The organism is Myroides sp. A21, assembly GCF_000807225.1.
In the GTDB taxonomy this organism is placed as follows: Bacteria; Bacteroidota; Bacteroidia; order Flavobacteriales; family Flavobacteriaceae; genus Flavobacterium; species Flavobacterium odoratimimum.
Genome location: NZ_CP010327.1, coordinates 824,343 through 841,200, shown reverse-complemented (window position 1 = coordinate 841,200; position 16,858 = coordinate 824,343). Strand labels below are relative to the sequence as shown.

At 35.3% G+C, this 16,858-nt stretch carries 14 protein-coding genes; 13 read left to right on the top strand and 1 reads right to left on the bottom strand.

Annotation, left to right across the window (positions count from 1 at the left end; genetic code table 11):
* Nucleotide 1 precedes the first annotated feature (1 nt).
* On the bottom strand, nt 2–769 hold the full coding sequence (locus MYRA21_RS03910) for an alpha/beta fold hydrolase (protein WP_006259693.1): 768 nt from the start codon (nt 767–769) through the stop codon (nt 2–4).
* Between the two features lie 354 nt (nt 770–1,123).
* Between MYRA21_RS03910 and mraZ the strand changes: the two genes are divergently transcribed.
* The 13 genes from mraZ to ftsZ are packed head-to-tail and all read left to right on the top strand — an operon-like array spanning nt 1,124 to nt 16,825.
* Entirely contained in the window at nt 1,124–1,579 is a 456-nt protein-coding gene (gene mraZ / locus MYRA21_RS03905) for a division/cell wall cluster transcriptional repressor MraZ (RefSeq protein ID WP_006259692.1), read from the top strand.
* Nucleotides 1,572–2,483, top strand: coding sequence for a 16S rRNA (cytosine(1402)-N(4))-methyltransferase RsmH (gene rsmH, locus MYRA21_RS03900; protein WP_006259691.1), 912 nt, complete (start codon nt 1,572–1,574; stop codon nt 2,481–2,483). Before mraZ ends, rsmH begins: the two co-directional genes overlap by 8 nt.
* Nucleotides 2,480–2,839: an FtsL-like putative cell division protein gene (locus MYRA21_RS03895; RefSeq protein ID WP_006259690.1), complete on the top strand. Its 360-nt coding sequence runs from the start codon at nt 2,480–2,482 to the stop codon at nt 2,837–2,839. Before rsmH ends, MYRA21_RS03895 begins: the two co-directional genes overlap by 4 nt.
* Nucleotides 2,830–4,833: a penicillin-binding protein gene (locus MYRA21_RS03890; RefSeq protein WP_006259689.1), complete on the top strand. Its 2,004-nt coding sequence runs from the start codon at nt 2,830–2,832 to the stop codon at nt 4,831–4,833. The genes MYRA21_RS03895 and MYRA21_RS03890 overlap by 10 nt, the downstream gene beginning before the upstream one ends.
* Nucleotides 4,830–6,287, top strand: coding sequence for a UDP-N-acetylmuramoyl-L-alanyl-D-glutamate--2,6-diaminopimelate ligase (locus tag MYRA21_RS03885; RefSeq protein WP_006259688.1), 1,458 nt, complete (start codon nt 4,830–4,832; stop codon nt 6,285–6,287). The genes MYRA21_RS03890 and MYRA21_RS03885 overlap by 4 nt, the downstream gene beginning before the upstream one ends.
* Nucleotides 6,288–6,306: 19 nt before the next feature.
* The gene (mraY, locus tag MYRA21_RS03880) at nt 6,307–7,518 is read left to right on the top strand and encodes a phospho-N-acetylmuramoyl-pentapeptide-transferase (RefSeq protein WP_006259687.1); all 1,212 of its coding nucleotides are present in this window, start codon (nt 6,307–6,309) and stop codon (nt 7,516–7,518) included.
* A gap of 1 nt (nt 7,519) precedes the next feature.
* Nucleotides 7,520–8,851, top strand: a complete 1,332-nt coding sequence (murD, locus tag MYRA21_RS03875; protein WP_006259686.1) for a UDP-N-acetylmuramoyl-L-alanine--D-glutamate ligase — start codon at nt 7,520–7,522, stop codon at nt 8,849–8,851.
* Between the two features lie 6 nt (nt 8,852–8,857).
* The gene (locus MYRA21_RS03870) at nt 8,858–10,096 is read left to right on the top strand and encodes an FtsW/RodA/SpoVE family cell cycle protein (protein ID WP_006259685.1); all 1,239 of its coding nucleotides are present in this window, start codon (nt 8,858–8,860) and stop codon (nt 10,094–10,096) included.
* 22 nt (nt 10,097–10,118) lie between these two features.
* Complete coding sequence (gene murG / locus MYRA21_RS03865) at nt 10,119–11,213, top strand: undecaprenyldiphospho-muramoylpentapeptide beta-N-acetylglucosaminyltransferase (RefSeq protein WP_006259684.1); 1,095 nt, start codon at nt 10,119–10,121, stop codon at nt 11,211–11,213.
* 2 nt (nt 11,214–11,215) lie between these two features.
* On the top strand, nt 11,216–12,559 hold the full coding sequence (gene murC / locus MYRA21_RS03860; RefSeq protein ID WP_006259683.1) for a UDP-N-acetylmuramate--L-alanine ligase: 1,344 nt from the start codon (nt 11,216–11,218) through the stop codon (nt 12,557–12,559).
* 17 nt (nt 12,560–12,576) lie between these two features.
* On the top strand, nt 12,577–13,314 hold the full coding sequence (locus MYRA21_RS03855; RefSeq protein ID WP_006259682.1) for a hypothetical protein: 738 nt from the start codon (nt 12,577–12,579) through the stop codon (nt 13,312–13,314).
* Between the two features lie 9 nt (nt 13,315–13,323).
* Nucleotides 13,324–14,751 carry a cell division protein FtsA gene (gene ftsA, locus MYRA21_RS03850; RefSeq protein WP_006259681.1) on the top strand — a complete coding sequence of 476 codons (1,428 nt, stop codon included), beginning with the start codon at nt 13,324–13,326 and terminating at the stop codon, nt 14,749–14,751.
* 13 nt (nt 14,752–14,764) lie between these two features.
* Nucleotides 14,765–16,825, top strand: a complete 2,061-nt coding sequence (gene ftsZ / locus MYRA21_RS03845) for a cell division protein FtsZ (protein WP_006259680.1) — start codon at nt 14,765–14,767, stop codon at nt 16,823–16,825.
* The last annotated feature ends 33 nt before the right edge of the window (nt 16,826–16,858 follow it).

Sequence of the window (16,858 nt, the reverse complement as noted above, 5' to 3'; positions counted from 1 at the left end):
TTTACTTGATATTTCTTTTGATAAACCACGCGTTTAGTAATTCGTTGAATTGATCTGGGTGTTCCATCATAGCAGCATGTCCACACTCATCGATCCAATACAGGTCAGAGTCAGGTAGTAGTTCATTGAACTCTACAGCTACTTCAGGAGGGGTTACTTTATCATTCTTTCCCCAGATTAAACACGTAGGTACTTTTATTTTAGGTAAATCTTTAGACATATTGTGTCGTATCGCACTTTTGGCGATAGTAATAGTCTTGATTACTTTCATTCGATCATTAACTGTAGCAAAGACTTCGTCTACGATTTCTTTAGTAGCTATTTCTGGGTGATAAAATACATCTTCAGCTTTCTTCTTGATATATTCATAGTCCCCACGTTTAGGGTAACTGTCTCCCATAGCACTTTCGTATAAGCCAGAGCTTCCTGTTAATACCATCGCTTGAAGATATTCAGGATACATTTTTGAAAAGTACAAAGCGATATGTCCTCCTAGAGAATTTCCTAGCAAGATCACTTTTTTATAACCTCTTCTATCTATAAAATCTTTTACAAATTTTGCGAAAGCCTTTACATTCGTTTTTAAAATACTGTTCGTGTAAAGTGGAAGTTCTGGAAGAACTACTTTGTAACCTTCATTTGGGAAAAAATTTGTAACACCATCAAAATTGCTCAGACCTCCCATTAATCCGTGTAAGATAACAATTGGTGTACCTTCGCCAATTTCTATAAAACGGAATTTACCATCTTCTTTTAAAGTTCGCTCCATGTAGTTTCTAAATGCGATTTTTAAATTCCCACAAATATACGTTTTTAAATATGAGAAAAATTCTAAAAGGAGTAATAATTTATTGTAAAAGTGTGAATTTGTCCATTTCAGCGCTTCTGGCCTTGTTGTAAATGCTAATTTATGGATGTTGATAAAAGCATTTTTATAGTCAAATGCGAGGGTTCGAATTGTGATTTGTATTTTAAAATTAAGGGCTATTAGTCAGCTGATTACCCTATTTACTTGAATTATTTAGTTTAACACTCAAAACTTATCAACAAAGTGGGAAAAAGTGGTAAATTGTGGTAAAAAATTGACTACATTTGCTAAGATTATATTTATAGGTGTACATAGATGGCAATAATCGGAACATATGAATGCAAAATAGACGCCAAAGGAAGGGTGCTAGTACCTGCTTCTCTAAAGAAGCAGTTGCCTGGTATTGGTGATGGTTTTGTATTAAAACGTTCTGTTTTTGAGAGCTGTTTAGAGTTATGGCCGATGGCGGAATGGGATAAAATGATGAGCAAAATAGGAAAGTTGAATCCTTTTGATAAAAAGAATGATGCTTTTATTCGTCGTTTTATGGCCGGTGTAAAGAATGTTGAAATAGATGATGCAGGACGTCTTTTGATAGCGAAAGACTTAATCGACTTTGCACAAATAAGCAAGGATCTTGTTTTTTCGTCTAAAGTGAATATAATGGAAATTTGGGATAAGAAATTGTATGAGGCAACGCTAGAGGTAGATGATTTTGATTTCGGAGAGTTGGCTCAGGATGTAATGAGTAATATAAGTTTTGATGAGTAAAGAAGAATACGGTTATCACAGACCTGTTTTGTTGACAGAGAGTATTGATGGATTAATTACTGATCCGAATGGTGTCTATGTAGATGTGACATTCGGAGGAGGAGGGCACTCTAGAGAGATACTTAACCGTCTAGGAAGTGAAGGAAAGTTGTTTGCATTTGATCAAGATGAGGATGCATTAGCTAATGCGATAGATGACCCAAGGTTTACTTTGATTAATCAAAACTTTAGATACCTGAAACGTTATTTGCGTTTTCATGGAGTGAAGGAGGTAGATGGAGTGTTAGGAGATTTAGGAGTGTCATCACATCAGTTCGACGTGCCAGAGAGAGGATTCTCGACTAGATTCGATGGTGAGCTAGATATGAGAATGAATCAGTCTGGAGATATCTCTGCTTTTAACGTGGTGAATGAGTATGAAGAAGCAGACCTTAGAAATATGTTTTATATGTATGGGGAATTAAAAAATGCCGGAGCAATTGCAAATACAATTGTCAAAGCTAGAACAGATGCCCCAATCAAGAATACAGATGAATTAAAAGAGGTGTTGGCTAGATTCTTACCTGCACATAAGAGTGCTAGAATTTTGGCTCAGATATATCAAGCGATTCGAATAGAAGTGAATCAGGAAATGGATGTATTGAAAGAAATGTTGACGCAAAGTCAAGAGGTCTTGAAGCCGAAAGGGAGATTGAGCATTATCTCTTACCATTCATTAGAAGATCGTTTAGTGAAACGATTTATGAAAAACGGAATGTTCGAAGGAGAACCTGAAAAAGACTTCTTTGGAAGATTTGAAGTTCCGATGAAACAGCTAGGGAAGTTAATCTTGCCTACTGATGAAGAAATTGCAGTAAATAATAGAGCTCGCTCTGCGAAATTGAGAATTGCCGAGAAAAAATGAAAAATAAAATAAGTAGCCCAGGAGATATTATCAAAGCGAAGATTCTTGTTAATGAGAATTCAGCTAAGACTTGGGCATTTATTATTTATGTAATCATTTTAAGTTTATTGTTAATTGGTAATACTCAGTCGTATGAGGCGAAAGTATTTAAAATAGCAAAACTAACTCATGAAGTGAAGATGTTGCGTGCAGAGTTTGTTGATACACGATCAGAGTTAATGGAACTGAAGATGGAATCTACCATCACTAAGAACTTAGAAGAAGATGGGATATTCCCTTCAGAGACACCAGCGACGAAGATTAAAGTAACTAGAGAAGTAGAAAAAGAAAGTTTTTGGGATAAGTTATGGCGCTAAATAATAAGAATATTTATGTGAATATATACCTTATCTCTGCTTTGGTTTTGCTCTTTGCAGGGGGGATTGTCTATCGATTAGTACAGATCCAAGGGATAGAAGGAAAAGAGCTAAGAGCTAAGGCTCAAGATAAAACTAGAGTAAAGATAGAAGAGATTCCTGCGAATAGAGGGAATGTGTATTCGTCAGATGGAAGTCTATTAGCGACTTCTGTACCGGTCTTTGAAATTCGTTTTGATGGTTTGGCACCTAGTGAGAAGGATTTTTATGAGAATGTGAAGCCATTATCTGATTCTTTAGGAGTGATGTTTAAGAAACCTTCTAGCTATTATGAGAATTTGCTTAGAAAGGCCAGAAAGAATGGAAACAGATATGTATTCATAGCTAAAGATCTTAGTTATACACAATATGTAAGAGTTAAAAGCTTTCCTCTTTTAAAAAGAGGCCCTTATAAAGGAGGGCTTATATCTCTGCAAAAAACAATTAGGCAACATCCTATTGGTAAGATTGCACAACGAACAATCGGGTATGAAAGAAAGAATGAGGATAATTCTTTCACTCGAGTGGGAATAGAAGGAGCATTTACATCTTATTTAAGTGGAGTAGATGGTCGTAGAAAGATGCAAAGTCTTGGAAAGGATCAATGGAAGCCTATTAATGATGAAAATGAGATAGAGCCTATCGATGGGCAAGATATCGTATCTACCATTGATGTCTATATACAAGATATCGCTCACCATGCACTACTAAAACAATTAGAGTATTATAGTGCAGATCATGGGTGTGTGGTGGTAATGGAAGTTGGAACTGGTGCTATTAAGGCTATTTCTAATTTAGGACGATCTGAAAGTGGTAATTATTATGAAACGATTAATTATGCTGTAGGAGAGAAACACGAGCCTGGTTCTACGTTTAAGCTAGCATCATTATTAGCTCTTTTAGAAAAAGGTAAAAGTGATACTGCTAGGATATACGATACGAATGATGGTGTTGTGAAATTCTATAATGCTAGAGTTCGTGATTCTAAATGGGGAGGATATGGTAAGATATCGTTAGCTAGAGGAATAGAGGTGTCTTCAAACACTGTAATAACACAAGCAGTGAATGAAGGATTTAAAGATAAGCCTAGTGAGTTTACTAATTATCTATCTACTCTAGGTATGGATAAGGCATTAGATATACCTATTAAAGGAGCTAGTGTACCTTATATACCGAAACCTGGTAAAAAAGGCTGGAGTGGATTAGCGCTGCCTTGGATGGCTTTTGGGTATGGTATTTCAATAACACCTTTACATACATTGACATTGTATAATGCAGTAGCAAATAATGGAGTAATGGTGAAACCAATGTTTGTCTCAGAAGTAAAAGAGTTTAATAAAACAGTGGTGAAGTTTGAACCAGAGGTTTTAAACCCTCAGATTGCTTCTCCAGAGGTTATTAAACAGGTACAAGGAGTACTGACTAATGTAGTTGTAAAAGGTACAGGTAGAAAAGTAGGTTCTCCTAATTTCTCAATGGCGGGTAAAACGGGAACTGCTCAGGTAAATTATGGAAAAGGAAAAGGAAAGGATATGTATTATTCTTCTTCTTTTGCTGGTTATTTCCCGACAGAGAATCCGAAATATTCATGTATAGTAATTATACATAAACCAGATAGAACGAAGAGTTATTATGGTGCGGATGTGTCTGGACCAGTATTTAAACGTATAGCACAGAAGATATATACGGATGTGCCTACAACAACAAGTTTGAGCAATATAGATGAAGTACCATCTAATGTGAGAACGAGTTACCAAGATTATCATGAAATAGTAATGGATAATCTTGAAGTTATGCCTGATGTGAGAGGAATGTATGCAATGGATGCAGTACCTCTTTTAGAAAATCTAGGCTTAAAAGTAGAAATAAAAGGAATAGGAAAAATAAAGAAACAGTCTGTAATAGCTGGACAAAAAATAAGTAGAAATCAAAAAGTAGTATTAGAACTATCGTGAAAAAGTTAAACGAATTATTATACAAAGCAAAAATGATATCTGTTACAGGAGGTGATTTAGAACTTTCTATAGCAAAGATTGCATTTGATTCACGTGAAGTTTCAAAAGAGACTCTATTTGTAGCTATACCTGGTACTGTAGTAGATGGTCATGATTATATCACACAAGCAATCAAAGATGGTGCTAGTGCTGTTATTTGTGAGAAACTACCAGTTGATATTGCACAAGGAGTAACTTATATTTTAGTAGAAGATAGTAATAAGGCATTAGCCATCGTTGCTAGTAATTTTTATGACAATCCTTCTTCTAAATTAAAATTAGTAGGAGTAACAGGTACCAATGGTAAAACGACTATTGCTACTCTACTATATACATTGTTTAAGAATTTAGGATACGAGGCAGGTTTATTGTCTACTGTAGTTATAAAAGTAGGAGATATAGATTATAATGCTACTCATACTACGCCAGATTCTCTTACGATCAATCATTATTTAAATGAGATGGTAGAGGCTGGATGTGAATACTGTTTTATGGAAGTTAGTTCGCATGGTATTGTTCAGATGCGTACACATAGTCTAGAGTTTGATGGAGGGATATTTACTAACCTAACACACGATCATCTAGATTATCACAAAACATTTGCTGAATATAGAAATGCGAAGAAAGCCTTTTTCGATCAGTTGCCTAAAGGTTCTTTTGCAATAACGAATGTAGATGATAAAAATGGGTTGATTATGACCCAAAATACAGATGCAACTATCAAGACTTACGGTCTTAAGAATGTAGCTGATTATAAAGCAGAAGTATTAGAAAGTCAGTTCTCAGGAATGCTGATGAAGATTAATCAGCGAGAGATTTGGGTTCAACTAATAGGACTCTTCAATGCTTCTAATCTATTGGCTGTTTATGCAGCAGCTATTCAATTAGGAGTGAATGAAGATGAGGCTTTGTTAGAAGTAAGTAAGTTAACTAGTGTAGCAGGAAGATTCCAATACGTAGTATCTTCTAAGAAGGTTACTGCTATAGTAGATTACGCTCACACACCTGACGCATTAAAAAATGTAGTAGAAACAATTAACTCTATTCGTACTTATAATGAGAAGCTGATCACAGTAGTAGGATGTGGAGGTAATAGAGATAAAACAAAAAGACCAGAGATGGCACAGATAGCCTCAGAACTGAGTAATAAAGTAATATTCACTTCAGATAACCCACGATTCGAAGACCCTGTTGTAATCTTAGAAGAAATGGAAAAAGGAGTGGAGCCTCAGAATACGATGAAGACGATAATAGTGGTAGATCGTAAGCAAGCTATCAAATTAGCTTGTCAGCAGGCAGAAGCTGGGGATATTATTTTAATCGCTGGTAAGGGACATGAGACTTATCAGGAGATTAAAGGGGTAAGAAATCATTTTAATGATTTAGAGATTGTAACTGAATTTTTAGAACAATAGAATAAGGGAGATTTAAGGTATGTTATATTATTTATTTGAGTACTTAGATGATTATTTCAAAATTCCTGGGGCGGGGATGTTTCAATACATCACTTTCCGATCAGGTATGGCTATGATATTCTCATTGCTGATTTCGATCATCTACGGTAAGAGAATTATCAAATATCTACGAAAAATGCAGATTGGTGAGACTGTGCGTGAGCTTGGATTAGAAGGGCAGAAGGAAAAAGCAGGTACACCAACTATGGGAGGACTAATCATTATTGTAGCAACTCTTATACCAGTTCTATTGTTTGCAAAACTTGACAATACATACGTTTTATTACTTTTATTAACGACAGTATGGATGGGGACTATTGGATTCTTAGATGATTATCTAAAGATGAAGAAAAAAGATAAAGAAGGACTAAAAGGACGATTTAAAGTAATAGGACAGGTAGGACTAGGATTAATCGTAGGAGCAGTGCTTTATTTTAGCCCTACTGTGACAGTCAGAGAAATGCCTGCGAATAGAGCTTTAGTAGAAGATGTAGCTAGTAGATACGATGTAAAATCAACAGCAACGACTATTCCTTTTCTAAAAGATAATGAATTTGATTATTCGATTTTAATCAGTTGGTTAGGAGAAGGAGCAGAGAAATATACTTGGTTGATCTTTATTCCTATTGTGATATTTATTGTGACAGCTGTCTCTAACGGAGCTAACCTAACAGATGGTATCGATGGATTGGCTGCCGGTACATCAGCAATCTCAACATTTGTGTTGGGAATTTTTGCGTTTATTTCGGGGAACGTTGTGTTATCAGCCTATTTGAATGTAATGTACATACCCCATTCAGGTGAGATGACTATTTATATAGCCTCCTTTATGGGTGCATTGATAGGGTTCTTATGGTATAATACTTATCCTGCTCAGGTATTTATGGGGGATACGGGTAGTTTAACTATCGGAGGTATTATAGCAGTATTAGCTATAGCTGTACGAAAAGAATTAATCATTCCAGTATTATGTGGAATATTTTTAGCAGAGAACTTATCAGTAGTATTACAGGTAGGTTACTTTAAATATACAAAAAAGAAATATGGAGAAGGAAGAAGGATATTTTTAATGTCACCACTTCATCACCATTTCCAAAAGAAAGGATATCACGAGAGTAAGATTGTAACTCGTTTTTGGATTATCGGAATATTGTTAGGAATATTCTGTATTGTTTCTTTAAAAATTAGATAGTATGAAGGTAGTTGTATTAGGAGCAGGAGAAAGTGGAGTAGGTACAGCTGTACTAGCTATGACCAAAGGGTATGATGTATTCGTTTCAGATTTTGGACAGATTGAAGATAAGTACAAGGCTGTTCTTAATGAGTTCAATGTACGCTGGGAAGAAGGAAGACATACAGAAACAGAAATATTGAGTGGTGATATAATAGTTAAAAGTCCTGGGATACCAGATAAAGTAGCTATTATTCAAAAAGCATTAGCAGCGGATATTGATGTTATTTCGGAGATAGAGTTTGCTTATACTTTTAATACAGAGCCATCTGTCGCTATAACAGGTAGTAATGGAAAAACAACAACGACGATGCTTACTTACCATCTATTGAGTAAGGGAGGATTGAACGTTGGTATAGGAGGAAATATAGGTGATAGCTACGCTAAGCAGGTAGCTGTGAATCCTGAAAAGTGTTATGTGTTAGAATTGAGCAGTTTTCAATTAGATGGCATACGCAAGTTTAGACCTCATATCGCTGTTATTACTAATATTAGCCCAGATCACTTAGATCGATATGATTATAAATATGAAAATTATATCAATGCTAAGTTTAGAATTACATTGAATCAAACCAAAGAGGATTATTTAATCTATGATGATGATGATGTGGAGATTCAACGTTGGTTAACTAATAATAAAACTGCCGCTAAAAGAGTACCATTTTCTATTACTAAAAAGTTAGAATATGGAGCTTATTTAGAAGGGCAAAATATTGTAGTGGCTATGGACAAGGAAACAGTGGTATTACCAATTAGCGAATTGGGTGTTGAAGGAAAGCACAATGTTAAGAATGCTATGGCAGCTACGGCTGTGGCACAATTAAAAAGAATAAGAAAGCAAAGTATTAGAGAGAGCTTATCCGATTTTCAAGGAGCTGAACATCGTTTAGAAAAGGTAATGAAAGTAGAGAATGTTCAGTATATAAATGACTCTAAAGCAACTAATATCAACGCTACCTTTTTTGCATTAGAAAGTATGAAGACACCAACAGTATGGATTGTTGGAGGAGTAGATAAAGGAAATGATTATGATGAGTTAATGCCTTTAGTTCGCGAGAAAGTAAAGAGTATTATTTGTCTAGGTGTTGATAATAGTAAGATAAAAGCAGCTTATGAACAGGTAGTGGACACATTGATCGAGGTTCAGAGTATGGAGGATGCTGTGAAGATGGCACAACGCTTAGCTGAGAGTGGTGATACAGTATTACTGTCACCAGCCTGTGCAAGTTTTGATTTATTTAAAAATTACGAAGATAGAGGACATCAGTTTAAAGCTGAAGTAAATAATCTATAAGATAAAATGAAAAAGTTAGTTGCTAATTTATATGGGGATAAACATATATGGACAGTAATATTTTTACTGGCCTTATTTTCGTTTGTACCTGTATATAGTGCGAGTACTAACTTAGTTTATACGATAGGTACAGGGAAGTCTACATTCTCTTATTTGTTTAAGCATTTTGCTCACTTATCTATTGGTTTTGTGTTATTGTATTTAGCACATAAACTAGAGTATAGATATTTTAGGCAATTGTCCATTCTTATGATGCCAGTAGCCATTGTGTTACTGTTCTTTACTTTGATTCAAGGTAAGACCATAGGAGGAGCAAATGCGAGTAGGTGGTTAGACTTAGGCGTTATTCAGATACAACCATCTGCGATAGCAGCTGTAGTTGTACTAGGGTATGTAGCGCAGTATCTGGTCAGTATTCAAGATAAGAAAGTTGAGTTTTGGCCTTCAGTATTAGAGTTATGGTTGCCTGTTATGGTTGTAGTTGGATTAATCTTTCCAGCTAACTTTTCTACAGCAGCTTTGATCTTCTTGATGGTTGGTATATTGGTATTTGTGGGGAAGTATCCTTTTAAATATCTAGCAGCTATTTTTGGAGCAGGAATGTTGTTTGTGACCTTGTTTGTATTGGCAGCAAAAGCTTTACCTGAAGGAACGATGCCTAACCGTGTAGATACATGGATAAGTCGTATAGATAGATTCGCTAATGCAGATGAAGGAGGAAAGGATCTTTATCAAGTTGACAACGCTAAGATAGCTATCGCATCTGGTGGATTAGTGGGAAAAGGGCCTGGGAAAAGTGTTCAGAAGAACTTTTTACCACAGTCTTCATCGGATTTTATTTATGCTATTATTGTTGAAGAATATGGTATGGTGGGTGGACTATCGATACTGTTTCTTTATCTGTATTTGTTCTTTAGGTTTTTGATTGCAGCACATAAGGCTCCGACTTTATTTGGGAAGTTGTTGGTTACTGGGTTAGGGTTTTATTTTATATTCCAAGCCTTGATCAATATGGGAGTAGCTGTGTCGTTACTGCCTACGACAGGACAAACGTTACCTCTGATTAGTAGTGGAGGAACATCGATCTGGATGACTTGTATTTCGTTAGGAGTGATTCTAAGTGTTACCAAAAAAGAACAGGAGATACAGAAACAAGAGATGGAAAGAATGATAGAGGAAGAGCGTATGCAAGAAGAGCTAGGTAAACAAGAAGAGCTTAGGCAAAATCAAGAATTAGTAAAATAGAATATAGGAAATAATATAATAAATGAAACGTGCACCGAGAGTCATATTAAGTGGAGGAGGAACAGGAGGACATATCTATCCTGCGATAGCTATTGCTAATGAGATTAAGGCAAGGTATGCAGATGCTGAAATCTTGTTCGTAGGAGCTGAGAATAAAATGGAGATGCAGAAGGTGCCGCAGGCAGGTTATAAGATAGAAGGATTATGGATATCAGGTATTCAACGAAAGTTGACTGTAGATAATCTTGCGTTTCCGTTTAAACTGATTAGTAGTTTATGGAAGTCTGGTAAAATAATTAAAAAGTTTAAACCAGATGTAGTAATTGGTACTGGAGGTTTTGCTAGTGGAGCTGTAGTGAAAGTTGCTGCTGGTAAGAATATACCGACATTAATCCAAGAGCAGAATTCCTTTCCAGGTATAACGAATAAGTTATTAGGAAAGAAGGTAAATAAGGTATGTGTGGCGTATGATCATCTAGAAAGATTCTTTCCTGCGTCAAAGATTATAAAGACAGGTAACCCTGTTAGAAATGATTTATTAGATGTTAGTTCTATGAAGGAGGAAGGTATTCGTTCTTTTGGATTAGATAGTTCTAAAGACATTCTTTTAGTTTTAGGAGGAAGTCTTGGAGCTAGGAGAATAAATCAATTGATTGAAGAGAATTTAGAAGAGATAAAGAAGAAGAATATACAAGTTATATGGCAGTGTGGTAAGCTGTATTATGAGGAGTATAAGAAATATCAGGCAGAGGGGGTATTAGTAACTGCTTTTGTGGAGAAGATGAACTTAGCCTATGCAGCAGCAGACTATGTGATTTCTAGAGCAGGAGCTTCTTCTATTTCTGAATTAGCATTGGTAGGTAAGCCTGTTATATTTATTCCTTCTCCTAATGTAGCTGAAGATCATCAGACTAAAAATGCGATGAGTATTGTAAGCGAAGAAGGAGCAATATTGCTAAAAGAAGCAGAGCTAGCAGAGCAGTTCTTGCCAACATTTACTGCGTTAGTAGAAGATAAAGAGTTGCAAAATAAGTTAGGTACTAACTTTAGAAGGTTAGCGTTACCTAATGCAACAAAAGATATAGTAGATCAAGTAGAAGCTATAATGAATATTTAAGTATGGAATTAAGTAAGATAAAGAGCGTATTTTTTATAGGAATCGGAGGCATAGGTATGAGTGCCTTAGCTCGTTATTTTAAATTTATAGGAAAGAATGTTGCAGGATATGATCGCACTGAAACACAATTAACTGATGAATTAAAAGAAGCTGGAATTGATATCCACTTTGAAGATAATTTAGAGTTAGTAAAGGATGTGTATAAGGATAAGGAAACAACTTTAGTTGTAGTCACTCCTGCGATACCTAGTACACATACAGAGTGGAACTATTTTATCGATAATGGATTTGATATTCGTAAGCGTTCTGAAGTATTAGGGTTGATAACTAAGGATACCTATTGTTTTGCAGTAGCAGGAACACATGGTAAGACTACAACAACAAGTATTTTAGGACATTTATTATTTCAAGCAGGTGTTGATGTAACAGCATTTGTTGGTGGAGTAGTAGAGAATTATCAGACTAACTTAATCGGAAGTGGTAAAACAGTAACAGTAGTAGAGGCAGATGAGTTTGATCGTTCTTTTTTAAGATTGTATCCTGATACAGCTTGTATTACTTCTACTGAGGCGGATCACTTAGATATATTTGGTACTGCAGAAGAAATGTTAGTAGCATTCCAAGACTTTGCAAATAAGGTTGAGGATAAGACTAAATTCTTTAAAACTGAACAAGTAGACTTAAATGGTATTAAAGTTGGTTTTGGAGAGGACTGTATTTATAGAATAGAGAACATATCTATTGATAATGGATGGTATGTTTTTGATATTATAACTCCTAATGAGAGCATTGAAGGTGTTCGCTTTGGATTACCAGGTAGACATAACCTATCTAATGCATTAGTAGCCTTCGCTATGGCTTATAATTACGGAATAGATGCAAATGTATTAGTAGATGGTTTAGGAAGCTTTAAAGGTGTTAGAAGAAGGTTTTCTTATAAGATCAGAAGAGATGATCTTATTTATATAGATGATTACGCTCATCACCCGACAGAAATACAAGCAGTAAGTCAGGCGGTACATGAGTTATATAGTGATAAGAAGATAGTAGCTGTGTTCCAACCTCATTTGTATAGTCGTACAAGAGACTTTATGAGTGAGTTTGCTATAGCATTATCTACCTTCGATCATGTAGTGTTATTAGATATTTATCCAGCAAGAGAGTTGCCTATAGAAGGAGTGACGTCAGCAGCATTGTTAGATCAAATGACATCAGTGGATAAAGTGGTCTTGCAAAAAGAGGAGTTATTACCTTATTTAAAGGCTTCTAAGGCTGAATTAGTTTTGACTATAGGAGCTGGTGATTTAGGAGAAATGGTAGAAGATATAAAGAAAGGATTAGAATAATATAGAAGTTTTAGTACGTGGAAAAGTTGTTTAAGAAAATAAAGTGGTCAGATGTTCGCATATTGCTATTGTGTGGACTGTTACTGTTTTTGTATTCTTTTACTAATAAACGTAGTAATGATCGTGAAGTTAAGGATATCGATGTGGTTTTTAAGGAAAGTGAAGAACACTTTGTAACAAGTAGTGAAATTCGCAATTTGCTTAAAAATAAATTTCCAAAAATTTCCGAGATTAATAGAAGTGTTTTAGATTTGAATAATCTAGAGAAAAACGTGCTAAAAAATGAATTAATCAGAAATGCGGATGTTTATTTGACGATAGATAATAAAATAATCGTTGATATTTGGCAAAAAAAAGCAATCGGAAGAGTGATAGATGGGGATAATAATTATTATCTTGATGAGTTAGGGAAAATGATGCCATTATCAAGTAATTTTTCTGATAGAGTTCCTATGGTGCAGGGAAAGGTGAACAAGAGTAATGAAAGAGATATTAAGGAAATACTTGAATTAATCAACAAGGACGAATTCTTAAGAGAAGACATTACAGGGATTGTTATAGAACCAAAAGGAACTTTAATGTTGATTAGTCGTACAAACCGTTTTGACATTTTGTTTGGAGGGTTTGATGAAATGGAAATAAAGTTACAAAACTATAAAGCCTTTGTACAGTATTTGATAAGAGAGAATGTTGAACAAGAGAAATACAAGTATATAAACCTCAAGTTTACCCAACAAGTGGTATGCACGAAATAGAAAAAGAGTATGGAAAAAGAAAATATAGCTGTAGGTTTAGACATTGGGACAACTAAGATTGTCGCAATGATTGGAAAGAAAAACGAATACGGTAAACTAGAAATTTTAGGATTAGGTAAAGCTAAAAGTCTAGGTGTTAAACGAGGTGTTGTTAACAATATCACGCAGACTATTCAGTCTATTCAGAATGCTGTTACTGATGCTGAGTCAGCAGCAGGGTATAAGATCAAGAATGTAGTAGTAGGTATTGCTGGACAACATATACGTAGTATTCAACATAGTGATTATATAAGTAGAGATAATCCTGATGAAGTAATAGGAGACAAGGACATTGAGCAATTAATTACTCAAGTTCAGAAGTTGAGTATGCTTCCAGGAGAAGAAATTATACACGTACTTCCACAAGAGTTCAAAATAGATGGAGAGCCTGGTATTAAGGAACCTATCGGAATGTATGGAAGTCGTTTGGAAGCTGTATTCCATGTAGTAGTAGGTCAAGCCGCATTAATAAAGAATGCAGGGAGATGTATTAAAGATGCAGGATTAGAGCTTTCAGGTATTACTTTAGAGCCTTTAGCATCAGCTGAAGCAGTTCTAAGTCAAGAAGAAAAAGAAGCTGGGGTAGCACTTATCGATATCGGTGGTGGTACAACGGACTTAGCTATCTTTAAAGACGGTATTATTCGTCATACAGCTGTAGTGCCTTTCGGAGGAAATGTTATTACAGAAGATATTAAAGAAGGATGTTCTATTATAGAACGTCAAGCTGAGATACTAAAAGTAAAGTTTGGGTCTGCTTGGCCAGGAGAAAATAAAGATAATGAGATTGTTTCTATTCCAGGATTAAGAGGAAAAGAACCAAAGGAAATATCTTTAAAGAACTTGTCTAAGATTATTCATGCTCGAGTAGAAGAGATCATACAATTGGTATTCTCTGAAATTAAGAGTTATGGATATGAAAGCCCACAGAAGAAACTGATTGCTGGTATTGTTTTAACTGGAGGTGGTTCTGAATTAAAACATATTAAGCAATTAGTAGAATATATCACTGGTATAGATACTCGTATAGGATATCCTAATGAGCACTTAGCAGGAGATTCTAATTTAGAGATATCTAGTCCATTATACGCTACTGCGGTAGGGTTAGTAATGGAAAGTGAAAGACATCATATAAAAGGAGCTGTTTCATTAGCAGATATTGCTGTTGAGAATAGAGTTCCAGAAGTGGAGGCGCCTGTTGTTAATCGCGCAGAGCCTGTGGTGCAACAACCAGTTGTATCACAAGATCCAATAGAAACAGTAAGTCAAGAAAGACCTAAAGTTTCTGAAGAACCAAAAGAGACTGAATTTAGATCGCCAACGGCAGAAAAATTTGAATCAAATTTCTTTGGTACTTTTTTTAGAAAAATAAAAGATTTTATTGAAAAGCAAGAATAAAAAGGCTACGTATATGGAGAATACAGATTTTGGAGGAATAAAGTTTGATTTACCGAAAAACCAATCAAACGTTATCAAAGTAATAGGTGTAGGAGGCGGTGGAAGTAATGCTATTAATCACATGTTCCAACAAGGAATTAAAGGTGTAGATTTTATAGTGTGTAATACTGACTCTCAAGCATTAGAAAATAGTCCAGTTCCAACTAAAATTCAGTTAGGAGTTAACCTTACGGAAGGGTTAGGAGCAGGAGCTAATCCAGAAGTGGGCCAACAGTCTGCTTTAGAAAGTATAGAAGAGATAGAGAAGATGTTAGATACCAACACTAAGATGGTATTTATCACTGCTGGTATGGGTGGTGGTACTGGTACAGGTGCTGCTCCAGTTATTGCTCAGTTATCTAAAGAACGTGATATCCTTACAGTAGGTATTGTTACTATTCCTTTCCAATTCGAAGGTAAGGTAAGACAAGACCAAGCTTTAAAAGGGGTTGAACGTCTACGTAAACAAGTTGACTCTTTAGTTGTTATCAATAATAATAAGTTACGAGAGGTATATGGTAATTTAGGTTTCAAAGCTGGTTTCTCCAAAGCCGACGAAGTCTTATCTACTGCAGCTCGTGGTATCGCAGAAGTTATTACGCATCACTATACTCAGAATATTGACTTAAAGGATGCTAAGACTGTATTATCTGATAGTGGTACTGCTATAATGGGATCTGCTACAGCTTCTGGTGAAACTAGAGCTAAAGATGCTATTGTAGATGCATTAGATTCTCCTCTATTAAATGATAATAAGATTAGCGGTGCTAAGAATGTATTGTTATTAATTGTGTCTGGTGCAAATGAGATTACAATTGATGAGATAGGTGAAATCAACGACCACATCCAGACAGAAGCTGGGCATAATGCTAACATCATTATGGGGGTTGGTGAAGATGAGTCTTTAGGAGATGCTATTTCTGTAACAATCATTGCTACAGGTTTCAATATCGAACAACAAAAAAGTATTGTTACAACAGGTGAGCCTAATAAGATTATTCACGTATTAGAAGGTGATCAGAAGTTAGAGCATAATTTAATGCAAGCTTCATCTGTAGAGTCTTTCGGCTACTCTTCTCCAGATGAGCCATTATCTAAGGTTACTACTATTATTTCTTCTTCAGAAGATGCAGTAGAAGAAACAGAAAAAATTACTGTACATCAGTTAGGTGATTTTGAAGATGAAGATCTTGATGAAGGTATCTCTGTAGAGGCAATGAATGAGGAAGACGTTCAAGTAAATCAAGTGACAGCAGAAGCTACTGAGAAAGCAAGTGATGCTAATGGATTAGATGTTTTTTTTGAAATCGTAACGCCTTCTGAGGAAGTAAAAAAAAATACTAGTATTTCAGAAGAGCAAAATTTAGCAAAAACAAAAGATATAAGAGATATAAATGTTGTTGATCCTGAGTTTGTTATTGTAAATGTAGCAAAAAGACCAGAAACACAAGTGTCTCAACAACCACAAGCAAATGCTCCTGTTGTGTATCATTTAGAGGATGATGTGGTAGAAGCAAAAAGCAATATTGCTTATGGTAATGAAGCTAAATCAGTTCAAAATATGGCTGCTCCTAAAGAAGAAATTATCATGTTCTCTTTAGAAGATTATACAGATAAAGAAAGTGAGTTAGCATCAGCAAAACCGATTAATAAACATCAAGATGCAATAGAAGATGAATTTAGATTTTCTATTAAATCTGAGGAACCAACTCCAGCTGCAGTAGAAGCATCTAATGCAGTAGTAGAAGAGGAACTAGATGAAGTAAACCCTATCGAGATGAGTATCGAGGAGTTTACACTTAAGAGTCGCGCTGCTGAACGCAGAAAAAAGATGAAAGAGTTTAACTACAAGTTTAATAATACGAACAGTCAGTTAACAGAGTTAGAGCGTGAGCCAGCTTATAAAAGAAGTGGAGTAGACTTACACGAGTCAGACGAGACAACTAATAAGTCACGTATTACTTTCGGGTTAGATAGTAATAACGATGGGCAGTTAAGATCTAACAACTCATATTTACACGATAATGTAGATTAATTACAAGTATATTATTTAAAAGGACTATCGAAA